At 40.4% G+C, this 18,816-nt stretch carries 19 protein-coding genes and 1 riboswitch; of the genes, 5 read left to right on the top strand and 14 right to left on the bottom strand.

Annotated features, from left to right (window positions below; translation table 11 throughout):
* Nucleotides 1-30: 30 nt before the first annotated feature.
* The gene (locus SLU01_RS03480) at nucleotides 31-1,056 is read right to left on the bottom strand and encodes a LacI family DNA-binding transcriptional regulator (RefSeq protein ID WP_147055396.1); all 1,026 of its coding nucleotides are present in this window, start codon (nucleotides 1,054-1,056) and stop codon (nucleotides 31-33) included.
* A 372-nt stretch (nucleotides 1,057-1,428) separates the two neighbouring features.
* On the bottom strand, nucleotides 1,429-2,238 hold the full coding sequence (locus tag SLU01_RS03475) for a YitT family protein (protein WP_373866387.1): 810 nt from the start codon (nucleotides 2,236-2,238) through the stop codon (nucleotides 1,429-1,431).
* A 238-nt stretch (nucleotides 2,239-2,476) separates the two neighbouring features.
* Between SLU01_RS03475 and SLU01_RS03470 the strand changes: the two genes are divergently transcribed.
* The gene (locus SLU01_RS03470) at nucleotides 2,477-3,550 is read left to right on the top strand and encodes an S-layer homology domain-containing protein (RefSeq protein ID WP_147055392.1); all 1,074 of its coding nucleotides are present in this window, start codon (nucleotides 2,477-2,479) and stop codon (nucleotides 3,548-3,550) included.
* A gap of 151 nt (nucleotides 3,551-3,701) precedes the next feature.
* Here SLU01_RS03470 and pgoN read toward each other — a convergent pair whose 3' ends face one another.
* Entirely contained in the window at nucleotides 3,702-4,544 is an 843-nt protein-coding gene (gene pgoN, locus SLU01_RS03465; RefSeq protein WP_147055390.1) for a glyoxal/methylglyoxal reductase, read from the bottom strand.
* A 175-nt stretch (nucleotides 4,545-4,719) separates the two neighbouring features.
* On the opposite strand from pgoN, the gene SLU01_RS03460 reads away from it, so the two are divergent.
* Nucleotides 4,720-5,091: a winged helix-turn-helix transcriptional regulator gene (locus SLU01_RS03460; protein ID WP_147055388.1), complete on the top strand. Its 372-nt coding sequence runs from the start codon at nucleotides 4,720-4,722 to the stop codon at nucleotides 5,089-5,091.
* 121 nt (nucleotides 5,092-5,212) lie between these two features.
* Here SLU01_RS03460 and SLU01_RS03455 read toward each other — a convergent pair whose 3' ends face one another.
* The 8 genes from SLU01_RS03455 to SLU01_RS03420 all read right to left on the bottom strand — a co-directional run bounded on the left by SLU01_RS03455 (nucleotide 5,213) and on the right by SLU01_RS03420 (nucleotide 11,494).
* Nucleotides 5,213-5,944 (bottom strand): hypothetical protein, encoded by a 732-nt coding sequence (locus SLU01_RS03455; protein WP_147055386.1) that lies wholly within the window; start codon nucleotides 5,942-5,944, stop codon nucleotides 5,213-5,215.
* A gap of 17 nt (nucleotides 5,945-5,961) precedes the next feature.
* Nucleotides 5,962-6,735 carry a hypothetical protein gene (locus SLU01_RS03450; protein WP_147055384.1) on the bottom strand — a complete coding sequence of 258 codons (774 nt, stop codon included), beginning with the start codon at nucleotides 6,733-6,735 and terminating at the stop codon, nucleotides 5,962-5,964.
* A gap of 20 nt (nucleotides 6,736-6,755) precedes the next feature.
* Nucleotides 6,756-7,166 (bottom strand): hypothetical protein, encoded by a 411-nt coding sequence (locus SLU01_RS03445; protein WP_147055382.1) that lies wholly within the window; start codon nucleotides 7,164-7,166, stop codon nucleotides 6,756-6,758.
* 331 nt (nucleotides 7,167-7,497) lie between these two features.
* Nucleotides 7,498-8,106: a class D sortase, LPxTATN-specific gene (gene srtD, locus SLU01_RS03440; protein WP_373866386.1), complete on the bottom strand. Its 609-nt coding sequence runs from the start codon at nucleotides 8,104-8,106 to the stop codon at nucleotides 7,498-7,500.
* A gap of 94 nt (nucleotides 8,107-8,200) precedes the next feature.
* On the bottom strand, nucleotides 8,201-8,860 hold the full coding sequence (locus tag SLU01_RS03435) for a TasA family protein (RefSeq protein ID WP_147055380.1): 660 nt from the start codon (nucleotides 8,858-8,860) through the stop codon (nucleotides 8,201-8,203).
* 30 nt (nucleotides 8,861-8,890) lie between these two features.
* Complete coding sequence (gene sipW / locus SLU01_RS03430) at nucleotides 8,891-9,496, bottom strand: signal peptidase I SipW (protein WP_147055378.1); 606 nt, start codon at nucleotides 9,494-9,496, stop codon at nucleotides 8,891-8,893.
* The gene (locus SLU01_RS03425; RefSeq protein ID WP_281288359.1) at nucleotides 9,471-10,607 is read right to left on the bottom strand and encodes a SipW-dependent-type signal peptide-containing protein; all 1,137 of its coding nucleotides are present in this window, start codon (nucleotides 10,605-10,607) and stop codon (nucleotides 9,471-9,473) included. Before SLU01_RS03425 ends, sipW begins: the two co-directional genes overlap by 26 nt.
* Nucleotides 10,608-10,903: 296 nt before the next feature.
* Nucleotides 10,904-11,494, bottom strand: a complete 591-nt coding sequence (locus tag SLU01_RS03420) for a TasA family protein (protein ID WP_147055374.1) — start codon at nucleotides 11,492-11,494, stop codon at nucleotides 10,904-10,906.
* 555 nt (nucleotides 11,495-12,049) lie between these two features.
* Here SLU01_RS03420 and SLU01_RS03415 point away from each other — a divergent pair.
* Nucleotides 12,050-12,703 (top strand): LuxR C-terminal-related transcriptional regulator, encoded by a 654-nt coding sequence (locus SLU01_RS03415; RefSeq protein WP_147055371.1) that lies wholly within the window; start codon nucleotides 12,050-12,052, stop codon nucleotides 12,701-12,703.
* Nucleotides 12,704-12,772: 69 nt separating this feature from the next.
* Here the strand turns inward: SLU01_RS03415 and SLU01_RS03410 are convergent, their stop codons facing one another.
* Nucleotides 12,773-13,411 (bottom strand): response regulator, encoded by a 639-nt coding sequence (locus tag SLU01_RS03410; protein ID WP_147055369.1) that lies wholly within the window; start codon nucleotides 13,409-13,411, stop codon nucleotides 12,773-12,775.
* A gap of 160 nt (nucleotides 13,412-13,571) precedes the next feature.
* Nucleotides 13,572-13,654, bottom strand: a riboswitch (cyclic di-GMP riboswitch).
* 255 nt (nucleotides 13,655-13,909) lie between these two features.
* Nucleotides 13,910-14,716 carry an undecaprenyl pyrophosphate synthase gene (uppS, locus tag SLU01_RS03405; RefSeq protein WP_147055367.1) on the bottom strand — a complete coding sequence of 269 codons (807 nt, stop codon included), beginning with the start codon at nucleotides 14,714-14,716 and terminating at the stop codon, nucleotides 13,910-13,912.
* A 315-nt stretch (nucleotides 14,717-15,031) separates the two neighbouring features.
* On the opposite strand from uppS, the gene SLU01_RS17875 reads away from it, so the two are divergent.
* Nucleotides 15,032-15,172 (top strand): hypothetical protein, encoded by a 141-nt coding sequence (locus SLU01_RS17875; RefSeq protein WP_170232565.1) that lies wholly within the window; start codon nucleotides 15,032-15,034, stop codon nucleotides 15,170-15,172.
* Between the two features lie 452 nt (nucleotides 15,173-15,624).
* The gene (locus SLU01_RS03400) at nucleotides 15,625-16,248 is read left to right on the top strand and encodes a hypothetical protein (protein ID WP_147055366.1); all 624 of its coding nucleotides are present in this window, start codon (nucleotides 15,625-15,627) and stop codon (nucleotides 16,246-16,248) included.
* Nucleotides 16,249-16,314: 66 nt separating this feature from the next.
* Here the strand turns inward: SLU01_RS03400 and SLU01_RS03395 are convergent.
* On the bottom strand, nucleotides 16,315-18,816 hold a 2,502-nt coding region (locus SLU01_RS03395; protein WP_147055364.1), incomplete at its 5' end, for a hybrid sensor histidine kinase/response regulator.

Below are 18,816 nucleotides of genomic sequence, written 5' to 3'. Positions count from 1 at the left end.
AGAGTGTAAAAATGAGTAATCGACGTAAAGTTAAGTAGACTTTCGTATGATTAACTCTGTCGCTACAAATGTTTTCAAGTCAATTCTGTCGGATTCCTCAGCGATTAAATTCAATAGAGCCTTCGCAGCAACGACACCCATTTCGTACTGAGGGATAGAGATCGTCGTTAAAGCAGGTACGACGTATTGAGCCAAATCATTATTATCAATGCCGACAAAAGCAACGTCATCCGGTATGGATAACCCTTTCTCTTGGACAGCACGCATAGCCGCAATCGCAAGTAAATCACTTGCGCATAGGAAGCCAGTCGGCAAATCGCCATCTGATTGTTCAATAGTCATTTTCAACCATTCATAGCTCCGCTCTAAATACCATTCCGTGTCAACAATGAATTTCTCATTTATCTCCAAACCGAATTCTCGCATTGCTTTCAGGTACCCCTTGAACCTTTTTTCAAGGTGTAGGTCACCGTCAACACCTCCGCCTATAAATCCAATACGGGTATGCCCTTTGGAAACGAGATGCTCAACTCCTTTCCATGCAGCTTCTTCCCGATCGTAGTCGACGACTGACAAACTATGGTCACTATAATTGAAATCGACTCCAACAACTGGGATCCATTTCTTAAGCTCAGCCAGCGTTTCCTTTCGAACAGGGTCGACTAATAAGATGCCTTCAATTTCTTTTTCTCGAACCATTCGTTGAAACTGATTTTCTTCTTCCAGATCGTCCGAATGGAGAAGCAGCAATGAATACCCCGCTTTGTTCAGCGTTTCACTAATCCCAATAAAAATTTTGGAGAAATACGGGTTCTCATTCGCAATACGAGGATTTGCCAACCAACCTATCCGTTTCGTTTGTCGTTTCTTCTCTTCAGATGAATAGACTAGCCTTCTAGCATTCTCATTAGGCGTATAGCCCATTTCTTTTACAGCCATCCACACTTTTCTTTTAATTTCCGGATTCACATTACGAGAAGAATCATTCTGAATTACACGAGAAACTGTACTAATAGACACACCGACCCTCTCGGCGATATCCTTCAACCTCACCATATCATTACTCCTTTTCACGAAAACGTTTTCAATTCATCGTAATGGAAAAATTGAATAGGAGCAACAGTAGTTAGTTAACATTCACAACACGTCATTAGGTTGTTGGTACAAGTTGCATCAAATAAAAAACGTCAGACAAATTTCTGAACATTAGTATAATGAGAATTATAAAGAGTAGCCTTGTTAATGTCAAGATAGTTTTTAAAATTTCTTGCGGCAGATTATTACTACTCCCGAACAATGACAGTAGCTTATCCAATCACTAATTCCTTCGGATTTACCGGTTGTTGAATGATTTAGACCAATAAAAGACCATCCATTCATTCGCGAATAGATGGTCTTTTGTACGGAAGCTAATCCTTTCATTTCATCTTAATGGATATTCCGCTTACTGAAATTACCGCCTCGTACTTCTGCGACTTCATACACTGTGACAAACGCCTTCGGGTCAATTTCAAGGATGATTTCTTTCATTTTGCTATCTTCCAGTCGGTTGATAATGCACGTAATTTCCTTGAACTCCTCATTGGAATACGCACCTTGGACGATGCTGTAAGTTGAACTTCGGCCGAGACGGTCACGGATTGTTTCGACCATATCTTCCGGATCGCTCGTAATGATTTTATACATTTTGGAACCGCTTAGCCCTTCTTCTACAATGCTTATCACCTTAGTGGCGATATAATAAGCAATTGCGGATAAGAAAGCTCCTTGAAGTCCGAAGACAGTTGAGACAATGGCGAATACAAAGACATTCAGGAATAGGATTAAGTCACTTGTACCAAACGGCATTTTGCGGGAAAGCAAGACGGCTAACATATCAATCCCGTCAAGAGCCCCACCATTACGCAGCGCCAACCCCATACCAAAACCGAGGATGATCCCGCCGACAACTGTAACTAATAGCGTATCTCCCTGAATAATTGTCGGTACATGGTGCATCAGGCTCGTGCTCACTGCAAGCGTTGCAATTCCGAGCACAGAGAATAGCGCAAAGCTTTTTCCGATTTGTTTGTAGCCTAAAAAGACAAATGGGATATTTAAAACGGCAATAAGAAGTCCTAATGGAAATCCAAATAATTGGGATCCGACGATACTAAGACCTGTCACGCCTCCATCCGATACTTGGTTCGGGATGAGCACCGACTCCAAACCGTAAGCCGCAATAACTGCGCCGAGCATGACCGCAAAGCCGCGGGCTATTAATTTCCATATCGATGATTTCTGTTGTGATTTGGGCATATGATGTTCCTCTTCTAAACAGTTTTTTTCTATTTTACACTTAAATACAGGGTGTTGTCAGTTCATTACCCTCGAGGAATAAAGATCCACACCTTCACTACTGTCTGTGAATCTACTATGATATAGTTGATTCACATATTCCTTTTATCAAAATTCGATTTCATTCGGGGGAAAATAAATGAAAAAGACAATAAGAAAGACTTTCCTATATGCATTATTCATATCTTTGGCTGTCGGAACATTCATAACAGCCCCAGCTTCGGCGTATGCGGCAGTCACTTCTTTCAAAGATGTACCGAAAAAACTGGACCACCATGATGCAATTCTGAACTTGGCCGAAAGAGGCATCATTCAAGGGTTTGAAGATGGCACGTTCCGGCCTGACGCAACATTGACTCGTGCGCACGCTTCGAAAATTCTTGCGTTATCGCTGAAACTTGATACACGAAACGTGAAAGATCCAGGCTTCAAAGACGTGAATAAAAATCAATGGTATTACGGCTATGTAGCAGCTCTTGCGAATTCTGGATATATCTCCGGCTTCGAAGATGGTACATTTCGACCGAACGCTCCAATGACCCGTGCGCAGGCATCGAAAATTATCGACCTGAGTTATAAACTTCCATTGGAAGCGAAAGCCAATAATCCATTCAAAGACGTCAGCAATTCTGCATGGTACGCAGGTCATATCCGCACGCTCGTTGAAAACAAAGTGACAAAAGGAAAAACGGCGGCTACCTTCGCACCAAACGCAAACGTCACACGAGCTCAAATGGCATCATTTGTCGTACGCTCGGAGGAATTAGTGAAAGCCGCCGACTTAGCCAAAGAAACGAAAACAAAAATCCGCTCCATCGTCCTTGAAAACAGCATCATCGAGAAGGATGGAAAAAAAGTGTCGCAAGCCGCCTATGATTCGAAAACCGATACATTAACAATGACTGCTTATAATCGTAACGAAGGATTAAAAGCAATCCAGGGCCTCGGCTTCTTCTCTGACAAGCTCCTGGCTCTTGGTGTTTCCCATATCCGCATAGCGAACGGTCCCCTGATCAATGTCGTCGATAATCGGACAGCTGCAAAACAGCAACTTCAAGATTCCATGGAAGATTTGCTCAAAGCACCGAAAGACAAAACAAATGGAGACTTGGTGGCGAATAACATCAAAATCACCCTATTCGGCCAAAGTGAAAGCACTCAATTTTGGGAGTACTTTAATGTGAATTTGCGAGTGTTTGCGGGAGATAAATAGAATGATCGTATGCTCATTGTCAGTGAAAACTAATACCGCCAATAACCGAATTTAAATTGAGATGAAAAAGCGCCAAGCACCAGTCAACTTATAGTTGAACGGATGCATGGCGCTTCAGCATTAGTATTCATTAAACGATCACCGCGTCTAATTAAAAATCGAAATTATCCGGATCCGGCCCGACTCGATAATCCTGATTCAACCCGTCAATGATTTGCATTTCCTCTTCCGTCAATTCAAAATCAAAGATGTCCGCATTTTCAACAATTCGATGCTCTTTCGTTGATTTCGGAATGACGACAACCCCTTGTTGCAAGTCCCAACGTAAAATGGTTTGAGCAACTGATTTATTGTGCTTGTCCGCAATTTCCTTAATAACTTCATTCGAAAGCAACTCACCTTGCATTAACGGCGACCATGCTTCAAGCTGAATGTCGTTTTTTTGGCAGAACGCTTGCAGCTCTTTTTGCGTTAATCGTGGGTGACGTTCTACTTGATTGACCATTGGCTTAACTTCAGCGTCTTTGAATAAATCTTCCAGATGATGAATTTGGAAATTACTTACACCAATCGCTTTTACTTTACCTTCTTTATAAAGAGTTTCCAATGTTCTCCAAGCCTCTTTATACTCCCCTTCAACCGGCCAATGAATCAAATATAAATCCAAATAGTCCAACCCGAGTTTCTGTATACTTCTTTCATATGCAGCTATTGTTGATTCATACCCTAAATCTGTGTTCCAAACTTTTGATGTAACGAATAGCTCTTCTCTTGAAATACCTGCTGCTTTCAAGCCTTCCTGAATCCCTTTGCCAACGCCTTCCTCATTCGCGTAAATCGCTGCAGTATCAATGGACCGGTATCCATGTGTGATTGCTGTTTTTACTGCTTTCACTAATTCAGGACCTTCATCGACTTTAAAAACGCCAAGTCCAAACCAAGGCATTTTCACGCCATTATGCAAAATTGTTGTGTCTTGTAAATTTATAACCATCCTATTGCCAACCTCCAAATTTTCAAATATGTGTTAGTTTTCGTTTCACCGAAAAAGTACGTATAGTATGCACGTTCCTGCAAATGTTATTATGGTATATATGATTCCAAAAGAAAAGTACGTACTTTAAAGTAATATAGGCACTTTTTAGTTCCTATTAAAAGGAGAATAATATATGCAAAGTAAAAAATACAATATATCTGTTGAAGCAACGCTCGAAGTAATCGGAGGAAAATGGAAATGTGTGATCCTATGCCATCTGACTCATGGAAAAAAACGGACAAGTGAATTGAAACGTCTCATGCCAAACATCACACAGAAAATGTTAACCCAACAATTGCGGGAATTAGAGGAAGACGGGGTCATTACACGTATCGTTTATAATCAAGTTCCTCCAAAAGTGGAATATGAGCTCAGCGAATATGGGCAAAGTTTAGAAGGGATTCTGCATTCGCTTTGTGTATGGGGAGAACATCATATTACGAAGGTTTATGGAGATAAATTTTCCGTATTAGAGCAAAGCGTTTTAAACGATAATTTGGAGTAGGTATTCAACGAGATGCCGACCTATAACGAAAACAACACCTTCTCGAGAAAACTCTCGAAAAGGTGACAGGCACCCAAACAGTTCGGAATTTTTTGGGTGCCTGTCACCTGTTTTACAATCATTATTCTTCAACTTGTTTGTCTGTCATTTCAAAAATGTATTCGAAATCCTGATCATCATCCTGATCATTCATGCCACTTGAAGGATAATCCATCTCAGTCGAAGAATCATCTTCCTCGGATTTTTCTTTTTCTTTTTCCTGTTCATCAGAATCCGATTCTACAATTTCAGGTTCAGGATCGTCTATGAGTTTCTCTTCTGGCTCATCAATTTCTCCTTCTTCATTGCTATTTTCTACAGTATCTTCGCCTTCTACCTTTTCTTCTTCTTCAGGTTTCTCACCGACAGATGGTGGTGACAGAGAAGGAGGAGCAGCACCGTCCATTTGAGCAGCGGCTTGGGCAAATATTGCATCCAATTCTGCAATGATTGCCGCCTTTTCAGCGCTAGTGTCGCTAGCAATGCCTTCCGCTAAATTCGCAGCATAGTCGCGCAACGAACCGATCCTATTTGCAATTTCCTGCTGTTTGAACTGTTCCAATTCTTGCTGGGCTTTCATTTTCTCCTCGTCGATCGATAGCTGTAATTGTGCTAACAATATTTCCTTTTCGGATGAAATCGCCTCTTGGACTTCATGGAGATGTTTACTTTGTTCTTTCGAAAACCAGTTCTTCATCATAGCTCCGATATCCGTTTCCGCCAACACACTCTGTATTCCATTGCCAAGGAGGAAGAAAAGCATGAGGGCAGTGGAAACGAAAACGTACTTCTTAATACCGCTTAATTTCTGCATTTCCTCTCCTCCGCAAATTAGTTGCCGTTCACTAAATCATTCATTTTCTGCACAGCAGCATCTTCAAGTTCAGCCGCCAAGTCAGCAATTAACTTTTCCTGTTCTTGAACCATATAGTTTGCCGCTGCAGTAATTTGATAAGAAACTCCAAAGATTCTTTCATCAATCATATCTTTGATCTCTTTAGCTGTCGCGTCTGATTTAGTCGCTAACAGAGCTGTCAATTCGGCCTTCGCTTTATCGATCGCCTCCTGTATATTGCTAATGGCCATTTCAGTAGCATTATCCAATCCCTTTTTAACAGTATCTCTTGCCTCTTCTCCCAATTCGTTTGTTATTTCTTCTAAATCAGTATGCGCTCCCCTAAACCATTCGGTACCAGCTACGTGGATTTCGTCGCTCACTCTCGTTTTCAATTTCTCAAACTCAGTGTTCATGTATTTCTCTAATTCTTTCGTTTCAACCCCAATTGCGCTCACATGCTTCGACGCTTCCTTAGTAATATTTTTTCCCTTACTTGCCAGTTCCGTCCTCATTTTAGTTTTTAGTTTAAGGGCTGCATCTTCCTTCTGCTTCTCAACTAATGTATCAAGCTCTCCAATTTCACCATCCCAGTATTCATTATATTCCACTTCCAATCCAGCTTTTTTCTCCAGGAAGATTCCCTCGAACCAATTCTTCAAATGAGTTCCGCCATCTGTTGCGCCAAATACCGCTCCCCCACCAGTCAATACTCCAACCGCCACAACCCCAGCAACAACTTTCTTTTTCCCCGTTTTCAACATTGACATTTCATTTCCCCCTATATTTTTTATTTGAATGCTTCATTGATAATTGATAAGATTTCTTGCTCTACCTCTTCCATCACCTTTTGCTTGTCCACTTCAAGATTTTCATCCATTAAGTTTTCTGTAACCTCTGCCAATTGCTTATTTAGTTCAGAAACTTGCGCCCGAATCCTGTTTTCACTTTGTTCAATCTGAGTTTTCACGTCATCTTCAAGAGAAATTTCCGACATGTAACTTTCAATAACTACATCAAGCTCCCCAAATCTTTCACTTTGTTCGATTTTCAGTTCATCATTGAGCGTTGCCAAATTATGATCCCACTCAGCCATAAACCATGTCCTAATATTTATGCTGGGATTCCCTTCAGCATAAACCGTAATCGAACAGGTAATTAAGATTACTCCTAGCATCGTAAATAGCATCTTTCTATTCATCATCACTCCCCCAACGAATTACTTACTTCGAGTCCCTTTCACTATACAATGTGATTATTCATAAATAAATAAAATATTTTCTTTGTTTTTTGGTAATAAAGTTGATAATTCAGCGGAATAGTACAAAAAACAACTATTTTCGCTAGCTTATTTTGTCCAATAGTGCTTAATGCTGATGAAAGTTTATTAAGTAAATAAAAAATTCTATCAGTAAGATCCTTAGGTCTTATTATAGTGTTTATAACTATGAATGGTGATAGTCTTTATGCCTAAAAATAAACTGACTGTATAAAAAATACCATTCAGTTTATTAGTATTCTCCTGTTTCTTTTCACTTCGGTTTCGCATAAACAATATACCGTTGGGGCGCATTACCAATATAACCAAACGGATAACATGTGGATAAAGTAAGCATTTCTTCTGGTGCTGTCGAATGGATAACCGTTTTATCATTTTCATCTACAATTTCCGTATCAACGATTGCATATGCAAAGGTGCCATGCTCCATCTTCACAATGATCGTATCGCCATGATTTAATTTATCCAATCCAGTAAATACAGTGTCTCTGTGCCCAGATAATAGAATTTGATCTTTTTGTCCCGGAAAGACGGTGCCTGTGTAATGACCAACACCTTGTTTTAATGAATCCTCATCTGTTCCTTCTACAATCGGCAGCTCTTTTTGGATACTGGGGATTTCAAGGATACCGATGGTTTGGCCGTTCTCGAAAGATAGTTTAGGGCGGGATGGCTTTGCCCCAAGTTTTTCTGCTTCTCCATTTCCTTGAACCCGTGCAGCTTGTTCCAAAACCGACTTTGCCTGATCCAGGGCCACCCTTTCCAACTGTCGCACAGAGTTTAGCTGCATACTAGCGTATCCAATGGCAAACAGTCCAACCGCCAGCAATAATAAAGCTATTGTTCTAAGCAATATGCACACCTCCTGTATATCCATCATATAAAATAGAAAAGCTGCCAAAGCATGATACGCCATGCATAGGCAGCTTTTTTTTATAACTCAATTTTCCAGTGTCTCACTGAGCAAACTTCATCCGTCTGTAATGCATGACGATCAACAATCCAATTCCACCAGTTACGAGTCCTGAACCAATTAGCATTATATTAAATATATTTGTCGATGTGCCAGGTAGTTTGAAGCCCCCCGATGCGGAACCGCCGCTGTCAATCATTCCATTTACCATGGCATTAACGGCAGTTGCACCTTTTCCTTCTGCTGTAAAAGTAAGAGCGAATGAAGCTTCGAGCCCTTGAAAATCATTGCCAAGATGCTCCGGGAAACGAATTGTTATATCCAGACTTTCCTCGCTGCCGACTGTGAGTTGTCTTGCAGGCAACGATTTAAATGCCGCCAATTTACCTTGATACAATTCTGTATCACCAATTTTAACTTCCATTAGCAGTTCATTGAAGAGCTTTGCATCCCCATTGTTTTGCATTTGCATATCGTAAGCAAAATCTTCACTGCCAGAATTCGTAACTGTGATAGTTCGTGGCGCCCAATCACCGGGTTTCATATTGTTAACATCAAATAAGGTATCTATTGGTGATAGGCTAATGTCTATTTCATTATTTTCTGCGTTGTTTTCACCATCCGCGAATACTGAAGATGCATGGTAGAAACCAATCCCGCTAATCAAAACAAGAAGCAGGGAAAATCGTAACAGTTTAATCAAGATAATGCCTCCTTACAGAATACGATTGATTTAGGAAGAACTTTTCCCACTATTCTCCTCTAATACTTCCGTTTGTTTCTTTTGAGGTAGTTCGATTGCAGAGAGTACTTTCCAAATCGAAAATGCGGAATAAAGAAGCAATAGGAATCCCGGTACTAACAGTAGGAACGCACCATTTTTAGATTGAGTAAAGTTCGCAAAGTAACCGAGATACGGCACTGTAAAACCGGTGTACATGGCAACGACATTGGCTGAAAGTACCGGATTCATGTCCTCCGCATTGTTGTTATCACCTTTTGTACGATACAGAACGGAATCTCCATTCTTTGTTACTTCCGTAATCCTATGCGTAATTAACATATCTTCACTTTCCCGGAAGGTGATGACGTCGCCTTCTTTTAGATTATCCTTATCTATATCCAGTTTCACTGCGATAATCGAGCCGGTTTTAATTCCCGGTTCCATGGACCCCGAAAGAACAGTTTTAATTTGGTAACCGAAAAGCTGGGGCTCTCCGCCGGAAGCTTTCGAGATGACAACCATTGAAGCTACACCGATTAATAGGACCATCAATATGCCGGTAACAAGGTTATTTATCCACTTCATTACATTAATCTTCTTTTTCTTCTCTCTCATTTAGATCACCCTTTGCTTTATCTTTTTCTTCATTTCTAACTGTGTTTTTATCATCGTCTTGTTTGTTATCAGAACCATTGTCTGAGACTTCATCTTTTCCGAAGTCCTCGTCAGAAGATATCTCTTCTTCAGATCCGTCCACAGGCTCTTCGTTGCCGTCAGGTTGTTTCTGATCGTCTCCTTCAGGCTTTTCCGTATCTTCCTCTGTGACTGCATCTACATCTACATTTTCCTCTTCATTATCTGCTTGATCATCAGAATCATTCTTCGGTTCCTCTTTCTCCTGATCAGTTGCCTTTTCATCCTCTGCGGTTTCATCTTCTACTGCCATGTCCTTTTCAGCTTCATCTTCAAGCGAATCATCCTTAGCATTGCAATCAATGTCAGTTTCTACATCTGTTGCATTTTCTTCATTAAGCTCATCACTTAAGTTTTCATTCTCCGCATTTTCTTCATTATCTTCATCCTTGCAAGCAGCTTCACCTTCCTCTTTTGGTGCAGTTGCCTTATCGTCTTCCTTTGACCCGTCATTTTGATTCCCGCATTCATCCTCGACTACTTCACTTGAATCTGCTTCTTGTTCGCTTTCTTCCAGAGAACTATCTTCATCCTCATCGTTGTTGATATTATTTTCATCGTTTACTAAAGTATCCTCGTCACTTTCGACTACGGGATTATCTTCATTAATATCCGGATTGACATTGTTTTCTTCGCCAGATTCTACGGTTTCTTCGTTAGGTGAAACTTCTACTACACCACTGTCCACGTTGACTTCCTCACTTGCTCCATCATTTTTTTCGGTTTCATCATTAGAATTACCATCTTCGTCACCGTGGTCGTCTATCACTACATCAGCCGTTACTTCATCTATATCAGTTTCTCCAATAGGAGCACTCTCTTTATCCTCTTGTTCAACTCCATTTTCTTCACTAGTTTCTGTGCCAGCTTCCGACTCAGAAGTATCATCAATATCTTCGCGAGTGAACTCGCCTTCCTCGTTCAATTCCTCACCCAGTTCTTCACCGCACTCATTTGTAGCCCAAGAGCCAGCAGTGATCATCTGGGATGTGCTCGATTGGCTACTAAAATATGCGGATGTGTCAGATGACATATAACTGATGGAGTAGATTATTAAATAACAAGCCAGTCCTACTTTCAACTTCAAGAAAATAGATTGGTAATTCTTCTTATATCTGCGTCTTCGTTCTTTACGCTTGCGAATATGTTCGTTAAGTTTGCTGAACAACCTGATCCCGCCTTTCTAATTTTTGCTTTTGAAATTTCCTTTAATATATTCCTCAAAATATAAAATTAGGTTATATGTTGAGAAATATATTTAAGTGCGATCAAAGACGGCTTGGTGAAATAAAATGAGGGAGGAGAAGGGCTCTCCTCCCGGGATAGATGTTATCTCTTTTGTCCATCAGTCTGCTGTGCATCAAATGTCCACTCAAGTTGTAGGGAAGCACCTTGAAGATCATTTTGTTCTTGGCCGTTATCGACAAATTCGAACTGAACGGCTAATTTGTCTTTAGTACCTGCTTTTAAGCCACTTTTTTCTGCAAAAATACTATGTGATAAATTTTTCACAGCGTCAGGGCTCATATTTTTCAACTCATACAAAGTCTTGCTGATAATGACATTGCTTGGAAGTAGAATTCCGCTTTTATCTTCGTTTCGAAGGAAATTAACTTTGATATGTTTTCCAAAGTCTTCATCAGTCCCATCATACGAATAATCTGTAGTAATAAACACTTTAGAAATATCCAAAGTCCCATCGTTTATCAAGTCAAAAGTACGTGGCATCCAATCGCCAGGCTTTAAATTATCAACGTCAATGATAACTGATGGATTTACTGCCAAATCCAACGTCCCTGCTGCAAATGTGTTGTTTGTTGTTTCTACATCATTGAAATAAGCATAAGTCCCTCCACCAATCATACTTACAGCCAATGCTCCAGTTGCGATGCTCATTGCTAGTTTCTTTTTAAGGTTCATTTTAATTTCCTCCTATTAGTTGGGTTTTTTAGATTTATTATTGCTTAGACTTACTCGTTACTTAACTATTTTCGTTTTAATCAAGCGGACATAGTTCCATGCACCATTTTCATAGTCAGGTAGTTATTTTGCTTCAACTATTTCATTTTGCCGGAATGATGATCATCCCACTCCCAATAGAGAAGTCTTCGACTGAATAGCTAACGTTCGTTCATCTGCATATGCAGGTTAAAAGAAGTAGAATGCCGATTATTTCTTAGCTATTCATTTATAGATTTAAGCATCTCTTATCAGCAGCCATCTCCTCCTTTTGACCTCGTTTTGATTACTATGAAATGGAACTACGTTCAGTATAAACCTAGAAAAACAATTCATCCTCCCTCGAAAGAGTAGTTTTTCGAAACCTTCACATTATTCTTTCGAGGGGTTTATTTGGTAAACTTTAGCGCCATTCAACTTTTCGCATCCTTTGGTAGAATATCTCTATTAGTTCGTTTGCACGAATTCTGGAATTTTAACCGCTGATATACATTTGAGTTGGGGGGATTGAGGAGAATGAAAATTGTAATAGTGGATGATCAAACGCTCATCCGCAAAGGGTTAATATCGATTCTGTCATCACTAGATACAATGGAAGTCATTGGAGAAGCGATGAACAGACAAGAAGCACTTCTACTAATTCAAAATGCAAAACCTGATTTAGTAATTGTTGATTTCCAATTGGGAGATGAATGTGGGTTGGAAGTAATTAATGAGGCAAGACAACTAGGGTGCACCTGCAAATTTGCAATTCTTACCTATTCTAAGGATCCATTATCTTTTGAACGGTCGAAGGCAATGGATGTGGACGGTTATATTTCATTGGAAGCACATCCCGAAGAACTCATTTATGCTCTCCAAGTAATTCAAAGAGGGAGGAGATACTATGATCCAGATATCATAGACTTGCTTATGCGATCACAGAAGAAAACGCTCGTTGAAAACAGCCATGTAGAACAACTAACCTCTAAGGAAAGAGAGGTATTACAAAAACTTGGAATGGGGTTTTCGAATAGGCAAATTGCCGAGAACCTGTTTATCTCCGAAAATACGGTAAAAAAACATGTCGGCCAGGTCTTATCAAAATTACACCTTAGCGATCGGACGCAAGCTGCCCTCTTTGCAAACGAAACAGGTTTGGTCCAATTTAAGCATGACGTGCTGGTTTAAGAATGTACCGCCCGCACAAAGAAAACAACACCTTTACGAGGAATCCCCCGAAAAGGTGTTGTTTTTTATTCAACCGACCACATACCTGACTAGCCCAGTGGCATTGGCATATAAGGCAGCATGTGTCCTGTCAGCAAGCTCAAGCTTTGCGAGCACTTGGCTTACATGTTTCTTCACGGTATATTCTGTAATGTACATCTTCCGGGAGATTTCTTTATTCGAAAGTCCTTTTCCTAGCTCCATCAACACTTCCAATTCCTTCGGTGTCAGCACTTCGACCTGGTTGTCCGCGCTATAATGGTCAGGTTTTACAACTACGTCGAGTATCCCTTGATCATAATAGGTGCGTCCTCTCTTAATCATACGCAATGCATGCAATAACTCTTCAGGAAATGCCTCTTTTAAGACATACCCATTGATGCCCATTTCCTGCGCACGCGCGAAGTGCTCCTTTTCTACAGATGAAGTCAAAATGACAAATTTACATGTCGCTCCTTGTCTCCTTGCTTCCTCAATCAAATCCAAACCTGATTCGTCACCAAGCCTTAAATCGACGATTGTCAGATCCGGTTTCAATGTATCTAATACGCGAATAGCCTCTTTACTGTCGGCAGCTTCACCTACTACTTCAAGTTCAGTTTCAAGAGAAAGAATTGACGTTAAACCTTTTCGAACTAATGGATGATCATCAACAATTACGATTTTCATAGAGTCATCATCTCCCATATTCCCCCGGATTTTTTCTTTTTCTCTATTCCTTATTCTTCATCTAAACTTCAATATTTTCTGCGGCACATACTTAAGCCTAACTCTCCCCTCTCATTTTCACCCCATAATAAAAACCTAATTAAATCGGATTTATTCCGCATTCAATCAGGTCGGTTGCACCATTCACTCCATACGTCCCAGGTGCCCACATACAGGACGTACATCATCGTTCCCATGGTTATTTAGTTTATGGTACTAGTAGTATATCCTTAATTAACTGAACATTATGTCGATTTGTGCATAAATATTTATTCTATTTTTGCACATTTTGACATTATTTTAGCGTTAATAGTCGAATGACTGGAAAATACTCCTTGTGTTTTAAAGGAAAGATGAGGAGAATAGGGGAAACAACGAGTATGAAATTCAGGTAGGTTTGGATGAAAAAACGGCGGCAACGCTTAAAAACGTCACCGCCGGCTATCATTATACGTTCATTTACTTTTTAATCAATTCAACTTCATCAGTAACGCCGCCAAATCGCCTGCTCCTCAATTGGAACTCTTCGATCGCATCAAGTAGACATTCTTCATCGAAATCTGGCCAATAAGCCTCTGTGAACACTAATTCGGAATAGGCAAGCTGCCATAACATGAAGTTAGAAAGTCGAACTTCCCCGCTCGTTCGGATTAATAAATCCGGTTCAGGTAAATGACAAGTCATTAAATGTGATTGAATAAAGGACTCATCGATATCTTCAGGAAGGACATCTCCGTTTTTTGTTAATTCCCCAATCTTTTTCACCACATTCACCAATTCATGACGACTGCCATAGTTCATGGCGAAATTTAGAATCAATCCATCATTATGCGCTGTAGCCTCCATCGCATTTTTGATGGCTTTTTGAGTATATAAGGGCAATGCGGAAAAGTCTCCGATCATTTCCACCCTGACATTCTCCTCAATAAGTTCAGGCAAATATGTGGATAAAAACTCAACAGGCAGCTTCATGAGGAAGTCGACTTCAAATCGTGGCCTTTTCCAATTCTCGGTTGAAAAAGCATATAAAGTTAAAACACGAATGCCGAGTTCGTTCGCAAATCGGGTAATCTTCCGGACTGTCTTCATACCTTCGTGATGACCTGCCACTCGCGGTAGATTGCGTCGCCTTGCCCAACGTCCATTTCCATCCATGATAATGGCAACATGAGTCGGCACATTTTTCTTCCGGACATCGTTCACTCGGGCAGATAATGTTTTCCCCTCTATATCCGACGACTTCTTCCACCATATCTTTTCAAGCATTTTGTTCCTCCACTCTGCAATTCCATCACTTATAGACACTATATACTTTAGTTTATGAAAATTAAAGTAATAGAGTCATAGTGTAACTATACCACTTTTCTTGTCGAATCGGAATTATAATTTCATACGACTTAGTTATTATGACCCACTATTTTGTCTCGAGATTAGCTCCCACTACAAAGTTATAAAAGCATTGACTTCAACTATACTTGACGATTTTTCTATTTAGAAGTTTCCACTACTTAGAGGATTACACTTCAAATATCTGAATAGATGTTATAATTAGAGTAGTCGATAATAAGGGGGAGATTTAATTTGACTAACATCGGAAACAACGTGCAATACCAAATCTACATGAACATGATACAACCAGGTCCGGATCGGTTGCCTGTCCAATTTGAGGTATGGGAAAAGGAAGCCCGGAAGAAATTAGAAGACGCGATTAAAATGCTCTAAATGTACCGTTCGTAGGAAAATTAAGCTTCCACGGGCAATTAAACGGCCCTTATTGTACCGCTCGAGAGAAAATTAAGCTTCCACGGGCAATTAAACAGCTCTTAATGTACCGTTCGAAGGAAAATTAAGCTCCTACGGGCAATTAAACGGCTCTTAATGTGCCACTCAAGCGAAAATTAAGCTTCCATGGGCAATTAAACGGCTCTTATTGTACCGCTCGAGTGAAAATTAAGCTCCTACGGGCAATTAAACGACTCCTAATGTACCGTTCGAAGGAAAATTAAGCTTCCACGGGCAATTAAACGGCTCTTATTGTACCGCTCGTGGGTAATTAAGCAGATGAGCCTGGATGCTAGGTTGCATAAGGGTCCGAAATATCAATCAAACTAAAAAGTTATACTCTTTCAACTAAACCAATGATATGATAATAGTTGAAAAAGGGGTGGCTATAAATGAAGAAATTACAAACATTTTTATTCATCGGATTGCTCGTACTTGTGCTAAGCGGATGTTCGAAGGATATCAAATCGGTCAGTTCGGAAGCGGCCGAAGCGATTAATGTATCGGAATACTTTCCGCCTATCGGCATGACGAAAACGTATTTCCAATACGGTGCTGATGGTGAAAAGTTGGAGTCGATCGAAACTGTGAACCTATCCGTCAACTCGGACGGACCCGATACGGTATACACACACAATACGGGTGGATTGGTCACGGATACGATGAAGGAATACATAGTAAGCGAAGAGTCATTAAGAAACATCTATGTAGTTAATGTAACGAGGAAAGAGGAAGTCGATGTCGTGGAGCTTGCGAACAAGCCGGAATGGGACAAGAACGACCCCGACAAATCCGTCAGCTACATGACCGCAACTGACTTGACGATGGAAGTTCCCGCCGGCAAGTATGACAATGTAATTGAAGTGACGACCGTCATCCCCGATGACATAAAAGGTCGCAAAACCATGCATTACTACGCACCTGAAGTTGGACTCATTAAAACAGTATTCGTTTTTGAAGATGGGGATGAGTTCACGTTTTCCGAGTTGAAATCGGCGGGGATGATGGACGAATAAAAATTGCATATTGTCTTTTGTTTAGGTACCTGTCATAGAGCTTGCTCAAACAGGTACCTATTCTTTTCAATGTTTAAACGGTACCGTAAAGCTAATTGTCGTTCCCACATCGGGAGTACTGTCAACACGCAAGCCTTTGCCGTATAATCGTTTTAAGCGTTGTTCGGTATTGACGAGTCCGATGCCTTTTTTCTGGCCGGGTTGGGTGATGAGGATTTGCTTCATATCTTCTTCGTCCATTCCAACGCCATTATCGATAACGGAAATCTCTGTATAGCCCTCACCGCGGCGGATTCGTATCGTTATGATTCCTCCATCGATTCGTTTCAATACCCCATGATTCACCGCATTCTCCACTAACGTTTGGATGGATAGAGGCGGAATCATCAACCCCTCAACCTCATCTACTTCCCATTTAATTTGAAGACGATCACCAAATCGCTCCTTCTCGATATACAGATAGGATTCAAGTAATTCCAACTCCTGTGTAAGCGGGACGAGCTTGTCTAAGTTTTTCATATAGAAACTGCCCTGCAAATAATGTGTAAACTTCTCAATAAGACGGCCCATTCTTGCCGTATCAATTTCGCTCAATGATACAATAGCGTTCAGGGTATTCATTAAAAAATGCGGGCGTATTTGTGCTTGCAGCCATGCAGCTTCCATCCATAATCGCTCTTGAATGGACGCTTGTAAATCGGTTAACGCATGCACCCGAACATTTAACTCAACCGCATCAACCGGTTTAGTAACGTAATCATTGGCACCAGCTAAAAAGCCCGTATAAATGTCATCTGGGTTACTTCGCGCTGTAAGAAGAAGAATTGGCAATTCAGAAATGGAATACTTTTCACGAATGGAACGAGTTAACTCATACCCCGACATGGAAGGCATCATCACATCTGAAATGATTAGATCCCAATCTCCCCATTCCAGTCGTTCCAATGCTTCTTTAGCACTTGTGACAACTTCCACCTCGTATTGGTCCTCAGAAAGGATATTTTGAAGCACCCTTAAATTTACAGGATCATCGTCAACAGCTAAAACTCTTGGTCTGTATAATGTAGAACTGTTTTTTGTAATGGTTCCTTCCATTAAATTGATTGCAATTGGTGTATCTTTAAATGAGAGTCCATCCATCTCCATAGTTGAAGTGGTTTCATCTACTTGCCGTTCAAAAGATTCCTCCGCTATTGGCAAGCTAAATGTAAATACCGAACCTTCACCTAAAGTAGACTCCGCTTCTATCGTTCCACCATGTAGTTCCACTAGCTGTTTACAAATACTTAACCCTAGTCCAAGACCGCCGCCGATTGCCGTAATACCTGAATCATCTTGTTTATATGGGTCAAATATCGTCCGTAACGTTTTTTCATTAATCCCGATTCCCGTATCGGTAATATGAATAAAGGCTTTTCCATCTTGACTATCAGCATCGATCGTAATGGTGCCTTCATCCGTATATTTCACTGCATTATGAAGAAGATTAAACAAAATTTGAATGAGCCGATTTTTATCACCCGCTACACGAGGAAAGTCACTCGGAATTCGTACGTCCATTACGATATTTTTATTTTCAATTAAAACTCTGAGCATATCCACTACACCTGCGGAGATAGCTTGCAGGTCAAGTCGGTCCTTTTGTAAACGGATACGATGTTCCTTCAAGCGAGTGATGTCTAATAAATCTTCCAACGTTCGAGACATATGATGACCAATCGACAATTGAAGCGTCAAATCGTTTTGCGTTTTTTCATCCAACTGATCGAATCGATTACGTAAAATAGACTGTGCAATATTCACAATGCCGTGTAAAGGGTTCCTGAGTTCATGGGATGTGTTGGCAAGAAAATCATCCTTTTGCTTAATCTCATGTTGAAGTTGAATCGCAAGCTCTTCGTTCGATGAATTCAAAGCTAAAAGCTGCTTGTTTTGCTGCTCCGTTTTCTTCGTCCTCTCCGCGAAATCTCTACTCATCAGGAGGACATGGATCATTACGTAAATTCCCACAGCCGGCAGCATGAGTGTCGATCCTTGGTACCAATTATTCCCGATTGCGAAATCGTTAAAGAAAGCCAGAAAGATAATTCCCATTCCGATCAAATTAATTTTTGCGGTTCGATTACGGTTACGAATGCTTTTGTAACTTACGTAAATTAAATAGAAAAAAGTAGGGATCGCTAAATAAAACACTTTAAAAAAGAGTGCCTGGAAAAATACAGGCTGTGTAAACAACGTGGCAACAATGAGGGCAGCATGTATAACAACTAACCCATACATAACTTTTTTAGAGAATTCCTTTTCATGCCATTTCCATAATAAAATAACGTAAAACATCGAACTTGCCTCTGTCAAAATGTATTCGAGCCGGGTCCCCCATAGCCAAGACATATCTAAAAATACAAATGTATAATAAAAGGGAACTGAAAATAAAGCACGAGCCGAAATGAGCATCGCAAACATTCCAAATATGAAAAACACATGCTCCTGTCGACGATATAAAGCAAAAAGGATCATAAACAGACCAATGATAAAAATACAACCATTAATAAAAAGCGTTCCAATTGA

This window comes from Sporosarcina luteola (assembly GCF_007991495.1).
Classification (GTDB): Bacteria; Bacillota; Bacilli; order Bacillales_A; family Planococcaceae; genus Sporosarcina; species Sporosarcina luteola.
Note: the sequence above shows the minus strand (reverse complement) of the source record. Positions and strands in the feature narration are given on the sequence as shown.

Excerpts from the sequence above, each read along its gene's own strand:
- SLU01_RS03480 (WP_147055396.1), bottom strand. The coding sequence starts at position 1,056 with ATGGTGAGGTTGAAGGATATCGCCGAGAGGGTCGGTGTGTCTATTAGT.
- SLU01_RS03475 (WP_373866387.1), bottom strand. The coding sequence starts at position 2,238 with ATGCTCGGCGCAGTTATTGCGGCTTACGGTTTGGAGTCGGTGCTCATC.
- SLU01_RS03470 (WP_147055392.1), top strand. The coding sequence starts at position 2,477 with ATGAAAAAGACAATAAGAAAGACTTTCCTATATGCATTATTCATATCT.
- pgoN (WP_147055390.1), bottom strand. The coding sequence starts at position 4,544 with ATGGTTATAAATTTACAAGACACAACAATTTTGCATAATGGCGTGAAA.
- SLU01_RS03460 (WP_147055388.1), top strand. The coding sequence starts at position 4,720 with ATGCAAAGTAAAAAATACAATATATCTGTTGAAGCAACGCTCGAAGTA.
- SLU01_RS03455 (WP_147055386.1), bottom strand. The coding sequence starts at position 5,944 with ATGCAGAAATTAAGCGGTATTAAGAAGTACGTTTTCGTTTCCACTGCC.
- SLU01_RS03450 (WP_147055384.1), bottom strand. The coding sequence starts at position 6,735 with ATGTCAATGTTGAAAACGGGGAAAAAGAAAGTTGTTGCTGGGGTTGTG.
- SLU01_RS03445 (WP_147055382.1), bottom strand. The coding sequence starts at position 7,166 with ATGAATAGAAAGATGCTATTTACGATGCTAGGAGTAATCTTAATTACC.
- sipW (WP_147055378.1), bottom strand. The coding sequence starts at position 9,496 with ATGAGAGAGAAGAAAAAGAAGATTAATGTAATGAAGTGGATAAATAAC.
- SLU01_RS03425 (WP_281288359.1), bottom strand. The coding sequence starts at position 10,607 with ATGTCATCTGACACATCCGCATATTTTAGTAGCCAATCGAGCACATCC.
- SLU01_RS03420 (WP_147055374.1), bottom strand. The coding sequence starts at position 11,494 with ATGAACCTTAAAAAGAAACTAGCAATGAGCATCGCAACTGGAGCATTG.
- SLU01_RS03415 (WP_147055371.1), top strand. The coding sequence starts at position 12,050 with ATGAAAATTGTAATAGTGGATGATCAAACGCTCATCCGCAAAGGGTTA.
- SLU01_RS03410 (WP_147055369.1), bottom strand. The coding sequence starts at position 13,411 with ATGAAAATCGTAATTGTTGATGATCATCCATTAGTTCGAAAAGGTTTA.
- uppS (WP_147055367.1), bottom strand. The coding sequence starts at position 14,716 with ATGCTTGAAAAGATATGGTGGAAGAAGTCGTCGGATATAGAGGGGAAA.
- SLU01_RS03400 (WP_147055366.1), top strand. The coding sequence starts at position 15,625 with ATGAAGAAATTACAAACATTTTTATTCATCGGATTGCTCGTACTTGTG.